The organism is Cryobacterium sp. TMT2-18-2 (assembly GCF_004402245.1).
GTDB classification, from domain to species: domain Bacteria; phylum Actinomycetota; class Actinomycetes; order Actinomycetales; family Microbacteriaceae; genus Cryobacterium; species Cryobacterium sandaracinum.
Map to the genome: position 1 here is coordinate 45,383 of NZ_SOFU01000035.1, position 16,228 is coordinate 61,610.

At 69.0% G+C, this 16,228-nt stretch carries 9 protein-coding genes; 3 read left to right on the top strand and 6 right to left on the bottom strand.

Annotation, left to right across the window (positions count from 1 at the left end; translation table 11 throughout):
• Nucleotides 1–25 precede the first annotated feature (25 nt).
• Nucleotides 26–973: a DarT ssDNA thymidine ADP-ribosyltransferase family protein gene (locus E3O22_RS10985; RefSeq protein ID WP_166784633.1), complete on the top strand. Its 948-nt coding sequence runs from the start codon at nt 26–28 to the stop codon at nt 971–973.
• 83 nt (nt 974–1,056) lie between these two features.
• Nucleotides 1,057–1,710, top strand: coding sequence for a thermonuclease family protein (locus E3O22_RS10990; protein WP_134393560.1), 654 nt, complete (start codon nt 1,057–1,059; stop codon nt 1,708–1,710).
• Nucleotides 1,711–1,792: 82 nt separating this feature from the next.
• Here the strand turns inward: E3O22_RS10990 and E3O22_RS10995 are convergent, their stop codons facing one another.
• The 4 genes from E3O22_RS10995 to E3O22_RS11010 form a co-directional block, all read right to left on the bottom strand.
• Nucleotides 1,793–2,293, bottom strand: a complete 501-nt coding sequence (locus tag E3O22_RS10995; RefSeq protein WP_134393561.1) for a DUF6328 family protein — start codon at nt 2,291–2,293, stop codon at nt 1,793–1,795.
• A gap of 63 nt (nt 2,294–2,356) precedes the next feature.
• Nucleotides 2,357–5,608 carry a cation-translocating P-type ATPase gene (locus tag E3O22_RS11000; protein WP_241976617.1) on the bottom strand — a complete coding sequence of 1,084 codons (3,252 nt, stop codon included), beginning with the start codon at nt 5,606–5,608 and terminating at the stop codon, nt 2,357–2,359.
• 6 nt (nt 5,609–5,614) lie between these two features.
• Nucleotides 5,615–7,918, bottom strand: coding sequence for a bifunctional diguanylate cyclase/phosphodiesterase (locus tag E3O22_RS11005; protein ID WP_134393562.1), 2,304 nt, complete (start codon nt 7,916–7,918; stop codon nt 5,615–5,617).
• Nucleotides 7,915–10,218, bottom strand: coding sequence for a bifunctional diguanylate cyclase/phosphodiesterase (locus tag E3O22_RS11010; protein WP_134393563.1), 2,304 nt, complete (start codon nt 10,216–10,218; stop codon nt 7,915–7,917). The genes E3O22_RS11005 and E3O22_RS11010 overlap by 4 nt, the downstream gene beginning before the upstream one ends.
• Nucleotides 10,219–10,365: 147 nt before the next feature.
• Between E3O22_RS11010 and E3O22_RS11015 the strand changes: the two genes are divergently transcribed.
• Entirely contained in the window at nt 10,366–10,890 is a 525-nt protein-coding gene (locus E3O22_RS11015) for a flavodoxin domain-containing protein (RefSeq protein ID WP_134393564.1), read from the top strand.
• Here E3O22_RS11015 and E3O22_RS11020 read toward each other — a convergent pair.
• Nucleotides 10,887–13,964 (bottom strand): DEAD/DEAH box helicase, encoded by a 3,078-nt coding sequence (locus tag E3O22_RS11020; protein WP_134393565.1) that lies wholly within the window; start codon nt 13,962–13,964, stop codon nt 10,887–10,889. The two genes, E3O22_RS11015 and E3O22_RS11020, sit on opposite strands and share 4 nt — an antisense overlap.
• Before the next feature lie 92 nt (nt 13,965–14,056).
• Nucleotides 14,057–16,225 (bottom strand): S9 family peptidase, encoded by a 2,169-nt coding sequence (locus tag E3O22_RS11025; protein WP_134393566.1) that lies wholly within the window; start codon nt 16,223–16,225, stop codon nt 14,057–14,059.
• Nucleotides 16,226–16,228 lie beyond the last annotated feature (3 nt).

The window sequence follows — 16,228 nt, forward strand, 5'->3', positions numbered from 1 at the left end:
CACGCACACGAGAGGTTTTTCTAGTTTGAGCGACGAATGCATCCATGGACTCGAGGGTGGCCTCTGCGCCAGCTGCTTCCCGAAGGCCGCTCCCGAAATCGTGCCCGGCGTGGCCACCCGCGCCAGCCGGAGCAAATCGACGGGACGCGCACCGTCGCTTCGCAGTTCGCCGTCACCGCGCACCGTCACCCTGGGCGGACCCAACCCCACCCTGAGCGCGAAGACCGCTACCGCGAAGCCGGCCACCGCCAAGGCTGCCAGCACCGTGAAGCCCGTCAGGAGCACGAAATCCTCCCACGACAACGTCGGTGAGCAGCGGATCTACCACGTCACCCACATCCGTAACCTCGCCGGCATCCTGAACAGCGGGCGCCTGCTTGCCGACGCGAGCGACGCCTGGACCGCCCGGCCGGCCGTCGACCTGTCGTCGGCACCGCAGCGCGCGGCCCGGCGTGCCGCGCTCGTCGCCGGAGACGACAGCGCGAGCGTCGCCTGCTACGTGCCGTTCTTCCTCTCGCCCAATGCGCGCCTGTGGGACAGCCTCCTCACCGAATCCAACGATCCGCGCCTGTCGCCGGAGGCGCACCGCTCCCCGACGTACGACTTCGTCATTCTGGTCAGCACGGTCAAGAAGCTCCTCGATGCCCAGGCCGGCGCCGAGGAAACCGTCGCAGCGAGCGTCGCGGTGACCAACGGGGATGCCGCCGGGGCCCTGACCAGGTTCGGCGCTGCTCCCGAGACTGCCGACCGCATGCTGCGTTCGCTGCGCGCCGATCAGGAATCACAGAAGATCCGGGAGGCGGAGCTGCTCGTCACCGAGTCGTTCCCGTTCGAGTTGGTCACGCTCGTCGGCGTCGCCAACGACAAGGTGCGCGACGCGGTGCGCACGATCCTCGCCGCCGCGGCGCACAAGCCCAAGGTCGTCGTATACCCGCCGTGGTTCCACGCCGTGGAGGAAACCGCAGCGCCCTAGCCGGTCAGACGTCCGGAGCACCCTCTCGCCCCGGCCTGCCCTGCCCTGTCCGGTTCTGTCCGGCTCTGCCCTAGTCTCGGGGAATGGGTAGACGACAGGGCCGCTCGCGCGTGCCGATCGGTGTTCTCGTTCTCGGAGTACTCGGCTTCGCCTGGGTGCAACAGTCTGGATTCCTGGCGACCGAGTTCGGGAGCCTGCTGAGCTCGGTGAGCCAAGGCTCCGGCCAGAGCACCGGCGAGAGCACCGGTCCGGTGGCGACCGTGGCGGACGGCGCCGCCGAGGCAGCGGTCGGCGGCATCCCCGCGCGACCGAGCGGAGCCGTCCCGATGACCGTGGAACATGTGCACGATGGTGACACGCTTTTTCTGCGAACGGACCAGCCGAACGCCCTGGTGGCGACGACGGATGCCGTCAAAGTACGACTGCTCGGAATCGATACGCCGGAGGTGGGGGACACCGCCGAATGCTTCGGCGATCAGGCCACGGAGCAGTTGCGGGCACTCCTCCCCGATGGCAGCCGCACCTGGGTCACCGCCGACCAGGACCCGACCGACCGATACGGCCGTAGCCTGTTCTATCTCTGGACCGAGGACGGGCGATTCGTCAACTACGAGCTCGTCGCCGGCGGCGCCGCCGAGTCGCTGATGATCCCGCCGAATGACGCGCACTACCCGCTGCTGCGTACGGCCGAGGACGCCGCAACGACGGCGGGCGCGGGCCAGTGGGGCGCCTGCTGATGCGGCGGCGCCGTGCCACCGATATCCCCGCCCGTCGTCGCCCGCGCGTCGTCCTCAGCGCGTCGTCCTCAGCGCGTCGTCCTCAGCGCTTCGCCCGGCGCGGCAGGACCAGCCAGACCGCCACGATGACCAGAAGCACCGCGGCCCCGGCCACCTGACCGGCCGTTCGGCCCAGCACCACGTCGAAGACCAGCAGGGTGGTGCCGGCGAGGATCACGGCGACACCGACCAGTGTGGCCCGCACGAGCACGTCGGCGATCCGCACGATCTGCTTCATCGCATGCTTCCCGAAAAGCAGCCGGTGAAGGCTGACCGGCCCGAGCGCCAGAACGGTGGTGGTGGTGGCCGTGGCGACAAGAATCAGATACACGGTCAGTTGGTACAGGTCGAGTTCGGTGAACCGCGGTTGGAAGGCGAGGGCGAGCAGAAAACCACCCACGATCTGGGTGCCCGTCTGGGTGACCCTGAGCTCCTGCAACAGCGAGAGCCAATTGCGGTCGAGGCGCTGGACATCCGTTTCGTTGCGGCGGGGCGCGGATGCCGGCTCCGTCGCCGTGGGTTCCGGTGGTCCTGACAGGCTCATGCCCCGATCGTAATGCGCTTTGCGAAAACGTGATCGCACGCGGCGAGCACGGAACGGGCGAGGTCAGGCGCGCACCCTCAGGATCCACTTGCGCAGTTCCTCGACCCACAGCACGACGGATGCCATGCCCACGCAGACGGCCCAGTGCAGCGGGTCCATCGAGGTGGTGCCGAACGCGGTCTGCAGGAGCGGGAGTTCGACCACGGCCACCTGCAACAGGATCGCAAGCAGGATCGCCCCCCACAGCCACGGATTCACGAACAGCCGGTGAAACGCGGTGGTCAGCTCGGAGCGCGCGTTGAGCGTGTTGAACAGCTGGGCGAAGACCAGGGTGGTGAACCCCGCGGTGCGGGCCACGGTGAGGCCGTCGGTGCCGGGTTCCAGCGCCGGCAGCAGCCCGCCGGGCAGGAACAGGTCGATCGTGGCGAGGGTGACCACCGCCATCACCAGGCCGGTCGACATGATGCCCACCCACATGCGCAGGTCGATCATACGGTCGTTGATCCCGCGCGGGGGGCGGGCCATCACGTCCTCGATCTCCGGGTCGACGCCCATCGCCAGGGCCGGACCGGAGTCGGTGATCAGGTTGATCCAGAGAATCTGGGTGACCAGCAGGGGCAGCACCACGGTCTCGCTGCTGGCGCCGGTCAGGCCCAGCACCCCGGCGAGGAGCACGCCGAGGAACACGGTGAGCACCTCGCCCATGTTCGAGGACAGCAGGTACCGCAGGAACTTCTTGATGTTGTCGAGAATGACCCGGCCGGCCCGCACCGCGGCGACGATGGTGGCGAAGTTGTCGTCGACCAGGATCATCTTCGCGGCCTCCTTGGTCACCTCGGTGCCCGTGATGCCCATGGCCACGCCGATGTCGGCGGACTTCAGGGCCGGGGCGTCGTTGACGCCGTCGCCGGTCATCGCCACGATGTCGCCGTTGGCCTGCAGGGCGTCGACGATCCGCAGCTTGTGCCGCGGGGAGACGCGGGCGAACACGGATGTGCCGCGCACCGCCTCCCGCAGCCCCGGCTCGTCGAGGTGGTCGAGGTCTGCTCCCGCCAGCGCCGTCGCCCCCGGTTCGACGATCCCCAGGTCGCTCGCGATCCGCGCGGCCGTGGCGGGGTGGTCGCCCGTGATCATGATCACGCGCACGCCCGCCCGGTGGGCTTCCTGGACGGCTGACGTCACCTCGGCGCGGGGCGGGTCGATGATGCCGACCACCCCGGCGTAGATCAGGCCCTGCTCGTCGGCCTCGTCCAGCGGGGCCGTGTTCTCGTCGGCGCGTCGGTAGGCGACACCCAGGGTGCGGAAGGCCTGGGCCGAGAGCGCCTGGATGTCGGCGAGCAACCGTGGCCGCTGCTCGGCGGTCAGAGGTACGACCGTCTCGCCGACCTGCACGTAGGCGCAGCGCTCGAGCAGCACGTCGGGCGCGCCCTTGCTGAAGATGCGCAGACTGCCGTCGCCGGTCGCCTGGTGCAGGGTGGACATCATCTTGCGTTCCGAGGTGAAGGGCATCTCACCCCGACGTTCGAACCGGGCCATGTGCTCGGTGGTGCCCTCGAGTTTGGCCGCGGCCACCAGGAACGCGGCCTCCGTGGGGTCACCCTGGATCTCCCACTCGCCGTCCTGCTCGGTCAGCTGGGCGTTGCCGGCGAGGGAACCGACGCCCAGCACCAGCTGGGCCTCAAAGCGGAGTGCCGGGTCTGTGAGCGGCTCGGCGCCCTGGCGCAGTTCGCCCTCGGGGCGGTAGCCCACCCCGGTCACGTCTACCCGGCCGGAGGCGGTCAGCAGCTGCTGGATCGTCATCTCGTTGCGGGTCAGCGTGCCGGTCTTATCGCAACAGATCACGGATGCGGAGCCCAGGGTCTCCACGGATTTCAGGTTCTTGACAACGGCGTTCTGCCGCGCCATCCGTTGTACCCCGATGGAGAGGATCACCGACAGGATCGCCGGCAGCCCCTCGGGAACGGCTGCGACCGCGAGGGATACCCCGAGCAGGAACACGGTCACGAAGTCGGCGGGCGTGGACACGCCCTGCACGAGCACGACGGTGAGCATCACGACCGTGGCGATCGCGATCACGACGACGCTGAGCAGCCTGCCGATGTGGCCGATCTCGGTTTGCAACGGGGTGGGGTGAGCCTCGGTGCGGTCAAGCATCGTGGCGATGGCGCCGACCTCGGTGTCCATGCCGGTTCCGGTGACGATGCAGCGGCCGACGCCCTGGCTGACGGCGGTGCCCTTAAAGACCATGTTCAGGCGATCGCCGAGGGCGGCCGCGGCGGGAAGGGTGCGCGGGTTCTTGGTGACGGCCTCGCTTTCGCCGGTGAGGGAGGCCTCCGCGATCCGCAGCGAACTCGCCTCGGTGAGGCGGGCATCCGCCCCCACGCTGTCGCCCTCACCCAGAACCAGCAGGTCGCCGCGCACCAGGTCAGTGCTGGGCACGGTGGCGAGCAGGCCGTCGCGCAGGACGGTTGAGGATGCCGCTGTCATGGTGGACAGGGCGGCCACGGCGTTGTCGGCGCGCGCCTCCTGCACCAGGCCGAGCACGGCGTTGAGCACTACGATCACGGCGATCACGATGGCGTCCACGGGCAGGCCGGGTGCCCCCTCGATCAGCCAGGCGCCGAACGACACCGCGGTGGCGACCAGCAGCAGGTAGATCAGCGGGTCGTTGAACTGGGCCAGGATCCGGCGCCAGAACGGCACCGGGCGCACGCCGCTCAGCTCGTTCGGGCCCTCGGCCGCGAGGCGACGCGCGGCTTCGGCGCCGGTGAGGCCCCGGGCGGCGTCGGTCTCGAGCCGGCGGGCGATCTCGGTGGCATCGGTAACGGCGGGATCGACCGCGAGACGGTCGATCGGGTTCGGTTCTTCCGATTGAGCTGATTTCTCCGATTGAGCAGACGCGTCCATCGGGTGGGTTCCTCGTTTCCGGGAGTGCCGGGTCGGTCTGGCCCGCGGCTTCACCCAGTGTAGAACCGGGGCCGGGCGGCCGACGCCGATCCCGTAGGTCACGTAGCCCTCGAAGTCTCCGGCCGGAGCGTAGCGGGTGATCGCGTCGTAGTCGATGAAGGCGGGCGGCGCCGAGTAGACGCTCGACTGGCCCTGTTCGGTGTGCGCCTGCGCCGCGGTGAAGACGACCCGCAGGATGCGGCTGGTGCCGGGCATGGGGATCGGCAGTCCGCTGGCGTCACCGTCGAGTTCGGGCACGAACTCCAACGCGTAGCCGGGGAACCCGCCCCTGAAGCGGAAGCTCATCTGATCGTAGGGCGGCGTGTCCGACGGATGCACCCCCACCCCGATCGTGGACAGGGTGCGCAAACGGGCCTACACCTCGGCTGGCTCCGCGACAAGGTCACCGGGCGGCACGGCGGGTGCGACGTCACGCGCGTGCGCCGACTCGGTATCTGCGACTCGTCGGTCGGCGAGCCAGGTGTCCAGCGCGGCGGCGGAAACCGGCTGCGACAGGTGGAAGCCCTGCGCGAAGTCGCAGCCGAAGCCGACCAGCTGGTCGTAGGCGGCGCCGCTGTCCACGCCCTCGGCCACCATGCGCAGCCCCAGACTGTGGGCCAGCGCAATCGTCGAGGACACCAGGGTCGCGGCTCGGGCATCGCCGGCCATCGGGAAGACGAAGGATCGGTCGAGCTTGAGCTCGTCGATGGGCAGATCGCGCAGGTAGGCGAGCGAACTGTAGCCGGTGCCGAAGTCGTCGACGGAGATGCGGATGCCCTGCTCGCGTAGCCGGGTGAGGATGCCGCGGGCCCGGCCCCGGTCATTGAGCAGGAATTCCTCGGTGATCTCCAGGGCCAGGATCGACGAGGGCAGACCGCGGGCGGCGATCATGGCACTGATCCGGTCCGGCAGTTCCGTGTCGACCAGCGAGCTGGCCGACAGGTTCACGGCGATGGTCAGCGGACGCCCCTGCGCCTGCCAGAGCACCGCCTGGTCCAGCGCCTGCCGCAGCACGACCTGCGTCAGAGTGTGCATCAGCCCGGCCTCCTCGATGATCGGCACGAACTGATCGGGCGGCAGCAGGCCGCGCTCGGGATGGTTCCAGCGCACGAGGGCCTCGACGTCCCGCACCGCCCCGCTGCCGAGGTCGACCTTGGGCTGATAGTGCAGTACCAGCTGCTCATCGATGAGAGCGAGGCGCAGTTCGGCCAGGGTGCGCAGCCGGGTCTCGCCATGGCTGTCGTCGTCGCTGTCGTACACGTGGTGGCCACTGCGGCTCGTTTTCGCCTTGTACATGGCCATGTCGGCCTTGCGGAGCAGCGCCGTCAGGTCTTTGCCCTGGTCGGGATAGAGGGAGATCCCGACACTGGCGCTGGTCTGCAGCGTGATGCCCTCCAGAATGAACGGCTCGGCCAGCGCGGCACGCAGTTTGACGGCCACCGTCAGGGCATCCTCCCGCGCGGAGTCCGTGAGCAGGATCGCGAACTCGTCGCCTCCGAGGCGGGCCAGGAGGTCGCCGGCACGCAGCTGCCGGTTCAAACGGATGCCGACCTGGATCAGCAGCCGGTCACCGACGTCATGGCCGAGGCTGTCGTTGACCTCCTTGAACCGGTCAAGGTCCAGCAGCAGCAGGGCATTCTTCCGGCCCTCGACCGCGGCCAGGCGGGTGGGCACGTCCGCGTTGAATGCGCGACGGTTGCGCAGACCGGTGAGGTCGTCCGTTCGCGCCAGCAGGTTCAGAACCCGTTGCCGGCCGGCCAGCGGCACCACCGCCAGCGTCATGGTTGCCCCGGCCAGGACCACGGAGAGGTTTGACACCGTGACCTGGCTGGCGAGGATCAGAACCCCCAGTCCGGCGATCGTCGACACCATCGGCACGGCCAGAGCGGACACGGTTGTGGCCGTGGCCCTGCGATCCCGCACCGGGCGCGGGAGGGAGGTGCTGTCCACCCAGAGCGCAATCAGTACGACCCCGATGTTCCAGGTCGCGTCGAGTGGGGTGCCCACCCTGTACAGGTCACCCTGCAGCGCGAAGACGGTGTCGGCGCCGCCGAAGACCACCAGGCCGGCGACGAGGAGCATCCAGCGCTTGCCGGCATCCGGGCCGTGCGACGCCACGATCCCGGCGATCGCCGCCACCACCAGCAGGTCGAGCGCCGGATAGGCGGCCGCGATGACAGCGCCGAGGCTGAGCGGGTCCGCGGCGGCGGAATCGAAGACGGGGCTGAGGATGACGGCCAGCACTGCGGCGGCACCCAGCGAACCCACGGCGGTGTCCAGGAAGACGGACCAGGCCGATCCGCGCAGTTGCCGGTTCACGAGCACCGCCAGCGCCCAGAGCAGGAGCAGGTAGAACAGCAGATAGCCGATGTCGGCCGGCGACGGGAACGGTGACACACCGTCGGCATCCGCGCTGACGAGGTAATAGGCGTCCGCCAGGGCGTTCATGGTCAGAGCGGCGGTGGCGAGGCCCACCTCGATTTGCCCGCGCCCGACCCGGTAGACGGCGGCGCAGCCCACGAGCACGGGTGCCCACACCGAGAGCATGGCGAGCCAGCCGTCGACCAGCGGGCTGAAGTCATCGCCCTTCAGGGCCAGACCGAGGGTATAGGCGATGACCAGGACCAGCATGAGCGTCAGCGCGCCGAAGCGGAACCGCTCACGGGTGCTGCCGGTCATGGCAGGGCCGCCGCGCTCTGCCGGGCGGTCAGCCACTCGTCGAGTGCCGCGGCGGAGATGGGGCGTGACATGAAGTATCCCTGGGCGAAGTCGCAGCCGTAGCGCACCAGCTCGTCGTAGGCGACGCTGTTCTCCACGCCCTCGGCGACCATTTTCAGGCCGAGGCCGTGCGCGAGGTCGATCGTGGAGGCCACCAGCGCGGCGGCCCGGGCGTCGTCGGCCATCGGGAAGATGAAGGACTGGTCCAGCTTGAGCTCGTCGATGGGCAGGTCACGAAGATAGGCGAGCGAACTGTATCCGGTGCCGAAGTCGTCGACCGAGATCCGGATACCGCTGGCGCGCAACCGAGTCAGGATGTCCCGGGCTCGGTCGCGGTCGGCCATCAGGAAGTCCTCGGTGATCTCGAGCATCAGCGCGGTGGGCAGAAGCCCGCGGGCCGACAGCATGGTGCCCACCCGTTCGGGCAGATCGGCGTCGATCAGCGAGCTGGCGGACACGTTCACCGCAACCGTCAGGGTGCGGGCCTGGGCCGACCAGAGCACGGACTGGTCCAACGCCTTCCGCAGAACTTCCTGGGTCAGCGCGTGCATGAGGCCGGCCTCCTCGACCAGGGTCAGGAACTGGTCGGGAAACAGCAGGCCCCGCTCGGGGTGGTTCCAGCGCACGAGGGCCTCGACGCCGGAGACGAATCCGGTCTTCAGGCAGATCTTCGGCTGGTAGTGCAGAACCAGCTGGTCCTCGGTCAGGGCGAGGCGCAACTCCTGCAGGGTGCGCAGCCGGGCGTCACCGTGGCGGTTGTCCGCGCTGCGGTAGACGTGGTGGCCGCTGTGGGTCGCCTTCGCTTTGTACATCGCCATGTCGGCCTTGCGCAGCAGTGCGGTCAGGTCATCGCCCTGGTTGGGGTAGAGGGCGATTCCGATGCTCGCGCTGGTCTGCAGGGAGATGCCTTCCAGAGTGAACGGCTGGGCCAGGGTGGCCCGGAGTTTGTTGGCCACCGCCTCGGCCTCCACCTGGTCGGTGTGCTCGAGCAGGATGGCGAACTCGTCGCCGCCCAACCGCGCGAGCAGGTCACCGGACCGCATTCCTTCCAGCAGACGACGGCCGACCTGCACGAGCAACCGGTCGCCGGCGTCGTGCCCGAGGCTGTCGTTGACCTCTTTGAAGCGGTCCAGGTCCAGCAGCAGCAGCGCCCGGTTCCGGCTCCTGTCGTCGGCCAGTCTCGACGAGACCTCGGCGTACAGCGCACGCCGGTTCGGCAGACCGGTCAGTTCGTCGGTCTTGGACTGGCGACGCAGGGCCACCTGCCGGGAGACCAGGGGAACGGCTGCGAGGGCCAGGGTCGCCGCCGCCAGCCCGACCGCGATGTGGGGAACCGGCGTCTGGCTGGCGAGGAGCAGCACACCCAGGCCGGCTGCGGTCGACACCGCCGGCAGCGCCAGGGCCGCCACGCCGTTGGAGGAGTTGTTCTGAACCAGATCGGGCCGCGACGAGGCATCCGCCCACACAGCGATCAGGGCCAGCCCCACGGCCCAGCCGGCGTCCAGAGGAGTGCCGAGAACGTACCTGGTTTCGAGCATCGCGAAGACGAGACCGGTCGACGTGAAAATCAGCAGGCCGAAGACGAGGAGGATCCAACGGCGGCCGGCAATCGGGCCCTGCGAGGTGGTGAGCGCGACGACGACGGCAACCAGCAGCAGGTCGAACAGCGGGTAGGCGACGGCGGCGGCGATGGCCTTGTTCGCCCCGGCCGCGTCGAGTGAGTTCGCCATCGGGCCGAGCAGCACGGCCAGCACCGAGGCCGCGCCGAGTGCACCGATGGCGCTGTCCAGCACCACCGACCAGACCATGCCGCGCAGCTGGCGGCGCACCATGATGACCAGCACGGCCAGCATGAGGGCGAAGAACAGCAAGTAGCCGACCTCGCTCACGCGGGGGAACATCTCGGCGCCCCAGATCAGCATCCACAAGGAGTAGGAATCGACGATCGCGATGATGGTGACCGCCGCGGCCGTGAGCAGGAGTTCGGGATGCCGGAATCGCGTCAGACCGTTGGCCGCGATCCGCACTCGGCTCCGCGAGCGCTTACGCATCACGGCGGCCCAGCACACGACGACCAAGGACAACTTCAGGAGGGACGCCAGCCAGCCGTCGACGAAGAGGTGGAACCCGTCGTCGGGCATCAGCAGGCCGATGACGTAGCTGCCGAGGAACACGGCCATCAGCCAGGCGGGCCAGGAGGCGCTCCTGGTAAAGAAACCTCGAACTAGGCGGCCGTAGGGCGCCCCTGAATTCAACTGCACGGAACCCCCACGTTATCTAAATTCAGATTAGCAGCGGTGCGAGACGGAGAACCAACCGACCCGCTCGATTGGGGATGGGAATCGTGGGCGGGCGCGGCGGCGCACCGCCCTACGATTGAGTGAACGACCGACGAGCTGGAGGCAATCATGACGACACTGGTGGGGTTTTCGAGCAAGTACGGTGCCACCGAGGGAATCGCCGAGCGCATCGCCCGCAAACTGCGGGAGGCAGGGCAAGATGCCGTGGCCCGGCCGGTCGCATCCGTTGACCAGGTGGACGGGTACGACGCCTTCGTGATCGGCAGTTCCGCCTACATGGGGTCGTGGCGCAAGGACGCGACGGAGTTCGTGCGGCGCCACCAGGAACTGATCACGGCGCATCCGGTGTGGCTGTTCAGCAGCGGGCCGCTGGGCACCGCGGGCAAGGACGCCCAGGGGCGGGATCTACTCAAGGAGAGTGAGCCGAAGCAGTTCGAGGAGTTCGGCCAGTCGCTCCAGCCGCGCGGAATGCGGGTGTTCTTCGGTGCGCTCGACCCGGCCGTGCTCGGCCGCCGGGACAAACTTGTGCGGCGCATCCCGAGTGGGCGCGAGCTGCTGCCCGAGGGTGACTTCCGCAACTGGGTCGCGATCGACGAATGGGCGGCGGAGATCGCCCGGGAGCTGTCCGTCTAACTCCCCAGCAGGCTGCGGATGTCGTCGGCCGTGAGGTTTCCACTGAACCCCGGCGCATCCGCTGGGGCGTCGCCGAGCACCTGGTCGAAGAGCTCGGCCTTCTGTTTCTGCAGGGCCATGACCTTCTCCTCGATGGTGCCGGTGGCGACCATTCGGTAGACCATCACGTTCTTCGTCTGGCCGATGCGGTGGGTGCGGTCGATGGCCTGCGTCTCGGTGGCCGGGTTCCACCATGGGTCGAGCAGGAAGACGTAGTCCGCCTCGGTCAGGGTGAGGCCGAACCCGCCGGCCTTCAGACTGATCAGGAACACCGGCTCACTGCCGGTCTTGAACCGGTCGATCACCTCGGAGCGGCGCAGGGTGGACCCGTCGAGGTAGCAGTAAGGGATGCCCCGGGCTTCGAGCCGCGCGGCCGCCTTCTTCAGGAACGACGTGAACTGGCTGAAGACGAGCGCACGGTGACCTTCGGCGACGACGTCACCCAGCTGTTCGAAGAGGGCGTCCAGTTTGCTGGACGACACTCCGGTGTACTTCTCGTCGACCAGGGACGGGTCCAGGCTGAGCAGCCGCAGCAGGGTCAGCGAGCGGAACACGATGAACCGGTTTTTGTCGAGGTCGTCGATCAGGCCGAACAGCTTCTGCCGTTCCCGCTGCAGGAACGTGTCGTAGAGCGCGCGGTGCCGGGGGTTCAGCTCGATCTCAAGCACCTGCTCCTGTTTGGGCGGCAGCTCGGGGGCGACGACCGCCTTGGTGCGACGCAGCAACAGTGGGCGGATGCGCCGGCGCAGCCGCGTGAGCACCTCGGGGGTGTCGCCGCGGTCGATCGGGCGCACGTACTCCTCCGTGAACCGCCGAAGTGAGGGGAACAGGCCCGGTGCCACGATCGCGAACAGGGCATGCAGCTCGAGCAGGCTGTTTTCCATCGGCGTGCCCGTGAGCGCGAGCTTGAACGGCGTCGTCAGGTCGCGGGCGCACAGGTGCACCCGGGTGGCGCGATTCTTCACGAATTGTGCCTCGTCCAGGATCAGCCCGGCCCAGCCGTGCGCCTGGTAGGCCTCGAAGTCGAGACGGAACAGCGTGTAGGAGGTGACGACGACGTCGGCGCCGGCCGCGGCATCCGTCAGCGGGATGCCGCCGGCCGCCTCGGTGCCTGTGATCACCCGAACGTCGAGGCCGGGCGTGAAGCGGGCGGCCTCGGAACGCCAGGTGGCGACGACGGATGTCGGGGCGACGACCAGGAACGGCCGCCGCTGGGCCGGCTCGGCCGGGTGGGCGGTCGCGTGCGCCAGGAGTGCGAGCGTCTGCAGGGTCTTGCCGAGGCCCATGTCGTCGGCGAGGATTCCGCCCAGCTGGTGCTGCCAGAGGAAGGTCAGCCAGGTGAAGCCCTGCGCCTGGTATGGGCGCAGGGTGGCGTGCACGGCGGCCGGCAGCGGGGCGGGCGGGGCGTGCTCGGCGTCGTCGGCGCCCTTGGACAAGCCGATCAGCCCGGACACGGCCGCCCGCCACGCCACGGCCTGCTCGGTGTCGTCGGCGAGGTCCTCGAAGTCGCTCCAGAGGGCAGCCTGGTAGCGGCTGATGCGCAGGCCGGTGTCCCATTCCTGCAGGGCGCGGGCCTCGGTGATCAGCTCGTGCAGGCGCTCGAACGCCGGCTGCCGCAGCGACAGATAGCTGTTGTCGACCAGCAGGAGCTTCGCCTGCCCCTTCGCCAAAGCCTTGAACAGCGGGCCGAACGGCACGCTCCGACCATTGATCGTGACGATCACGCCCAGGTCGAACCAGTCCCGCTGGTCCGTCTCGACCGTGCTGATTGTCAGCTCAGGAGTCTCGGTCAATTCGCGGTAGTCGGGCCGGGTGCCGCGGATGTCCACGCGCGCGCCGGGCAGCTTCTCCAGCCGCGGGAGCGCACGTTCGGCCACCTCGGCCGCATCGATGCCGCGCAGCGTGATCGATGTCGCGGCCGGGCCTGCGCCGGTGTGGCCGGCCTCCTCGAGGAGGCGCCTGGCCCGCTCGTGGATGACCCGTTCGGTGGGCTCGTCGCGGCTTCCGTTCGAGGGAGACGAAGACGTGGACGTGGACGTGGGCGTGGACGTGGATGTGGACGTGGATGACAGCAAAGGCAGCTTCTTCAGCAGGGCACCCTCGCGGTACTCCCAATGCCAGGCCAGCTCCAGCGCCTGCCTCGGCCGGAACCAGGCGGTGAGCACGAGCAGAGGTGGGTCGGCCTGGGGGAAGCGCACGGAGCCATCCGTGCTGGTCACCGGCAGGGTACGCCGCAGCGCCGGATAGAAGTCGCTCAGGAACTCGGCCGTCTCGTCGGCCGGCACGAGAACCGTGCCGGGCGCACCGAGCAGCCGGCGCTGCTCGGCGGTGAGCGGACCGTCGACGGTCGGGGCCAGGGTGAACACCGGGCGCGGCCCGAGGGCATAGCCGTAGATCCCGTGGCCGCCGATCGCCCCGGAATGCTCGGGGGGATGCGGGGTGCCGTCAAACAGGAGCCGGGTGGTCAGGAGCAGACCCTCGGTGCCGGCGGCGTTCCGGCTTGCGTCGAGGCTCACGTGGGCCGCGCGGCCCACGCTGACCGTGGCATCCTTCGTGCTGCCCACGAGACGCAGCCCCAGGGTCTCGGCCTCGTCGAAGAGGGTCCAGAGCAGCGGGCTGGCGAAGTCGTCGAGGTAGATCCAGTCCGTCTCCTGGCTGGTGTAGACGCCGCGCACGGCCCGGTGCAGGGCCAGGATCTGGCTCAGCCAGCGGTGGTGCTCGCGGTTGAGGTTGAGGCGGTTGCGGTGGAAGCCCAGTTGGTTCCACGCCACGTCCGCGCGCACCCAGTTGCCTCGGGCGCTTCGGATGACCGGGCGCACCCCGAGCCGGATCTCGCCCTGCCCGGGGCGCACGTTCGTGACCGGCCGGGCCGTCGCACCTCGCCAGCGGTCGTTCGTGCGAGGCGTCTGCTCGCGCAGCTCGAATTGGAGGCCCATCGGAACGGGCGGATCGGCGGTCCCACCCGGTTCGCCGGGCGGGGGTCCCGCGATCCGCTTCCAGTCCACCCGCGCCGGGGGAGACCCGGCGTCAGACATGGCTCCATGCTCTCATGTGGGCAGCGCGGTCGGAGCGCAGTGTCCGCGGTTGAACCGATTCGACGGAGAATGCGCCGGAAAACTGCTGAGGCTCACACAGCTACCGCGGTGACCGCTGCTTCCCTCGACGGATGCGCCCTGGCGGCATCGATGATCCAGGCGAAGTCGAACGCCGTCTCACGCCAGCGGCTGTACCGGCCGGACACCCCACCATGGCCGGCCGACATCTCGGTCTTCAGCAGAACATCCGCTCCCACCTCGCGCAGCCGGGCCACCCACTTGGCCGGCTCGACGTAGAGCACTCGGGTGTCGTTGAGGCTGGTCACGGCGAGTATCCGCGGGTACTGCGTGTCGCGCACGTTCTCCACGGGGGAGTAGCCGCGCATATACGCGTACACCTCAGGGTCGTGCAGCGGGTCGCCCCACTCGTCCCACTCGATCACGGTCAGCGGCAGCGATGGGTCCAGGATCGATGTCAGCGCGTCCACGAACGGCACCCCGGCAAGGATGCCCGAGAACAGTTCCGGGGCCAGGTTCGCCACGGCGCCCATCAGCAGGCCGCCGGCACTCCGGCCCTCGGCGACGAGCCGGTCGGGACTGGAGTAACCCTGGTCGATCAGGTGCCGGGCGCTGTCGACGAAGTCCGTGAAGCTGTTGCGCTTGTGCAGCTTCTTGCCGTTCTCGTACCAGAGTCGACCCAGCTCGCCGCCGCCCCGCACGTGGGCGATCGCAAAGATCATGCCGCGGTCGAGCAGGCTGAGCCGGGCGATGCTGAACGACGGGTCGATGCTGATCTCGTAGGAGCCGTAGCCGTAGAGCAGGGTCGGGGCGGGAGTTCCCGGAGCGACCAGGTCGCGCCGGTAGACGAGGGAGATCGGGATGCGCGTGCCGTCGGCGGCGGTGGCCCACTCGCGGCGCTGCTCGAACAGGGTCGGGTCGTAGCGGCCGAGCACGGGCTGCTGCTTCAGCAGCCGGCGCTCGCCGGTGGCGACCACGTGGTCGTAGACCGTCGACGGCGTGACGAAGCTGGTGTAACCGAGACGGATGGTCGGCGTGTCCCACTCGGGATTGGCCGACGTGCCCACGGAGTACAGCGGTTCCTCGAAGCCGAGCTCGACGAAATCGAGTTCCTCGTCGGGTGCCTCGGCGCTCACGGCAACGCGGGTGAGCCCGTCCCGCCGGTATTCGGCCACCACGAAGTCCCGGAATGCGTCGACGCTCTCGAGGCGCACGGCCGTATCGTGGGGCAGCAGAATCCGTTTCTCACCCCGCGGGTCGGCGACGGAGACGCTGACCAGCTCGAAATTGACCGCGTGGTGGTTGTGCACGATCAGCAGGCGATCCTCGCCGCCCAGCACGGCGTGCTCCACGTCGTACTCGACGCCGTCCAGCCGCGGCCAGACCAGGGCGAACTCGCCGGTCGGGTCGACGGCGTCGAGCAGCCGGGTCTCGGTGGTCACACTCGAGCCGGCCTCGATCAGCAGGAACCTGCGGCTGCGGGTGAGGCCGATGCCCACCCAGAAGCGCTCGTCGGGTTCGTGGAAGACCGACACGTCGGCGGCGGCCGCGGTTCCCACCTCGTGCCGCCACACGGTGTCGGGCCGCCAGGCGTCGTCCACGGTCGTATAGAAGATGTAGCGGCCGCTCGGGTCGAACAGTGCCCCCTCGCCGGTGTTCGGGATCTCGTCCGCGAGGTCCTCGCCGGTCGCGATGTCGCGCACGCGCAGGGTGTATCGCTCGTCGCCCTCGGTGTCGACGGCGTAGAGCAGCCGGCTCTCGTCGCCGCTCACGTCGGTGCTGCCGAGCGAGTAGAACTCGTGGCCGGCCGCCTCGGCGTTGTCGTCGAGCACGAGCTGCTCGTCCGGGAGTCCGGCGGTCCCGCTCGCCTGCCCGCTGGTCTGTTCGGGGATCTGTTCGGGAAGCACCGGCGGGGTCCAGTCGTCCGGCGCGGAGATCGGCGCACGGCAGTGGATGCCGTATTCCTTCCCCTCGACCGTGCGGGTGTAGTACCACCAGTGGCCCTGTCGCACCGGAACGCTGAGGTCGGTCTCCTGGGTGCGGCCCCTGATCTCCTCGAAGATCTGCTCCCGCAGCAGGGCCAGGTGGGCGGTGTGGGCATCCGTGAAGGTGTTCTCGGCGTCGAGGTGTGCGATCACCTCGGGGCTGTCCTTGTCGCGCAGCCATTCGTAGTTGTCGGTGAACACGTCGTCATGGAAATTGCGCTGCTGTGGCTTCTGCACCGCGCGGGGAGGAGTGGTCATGAG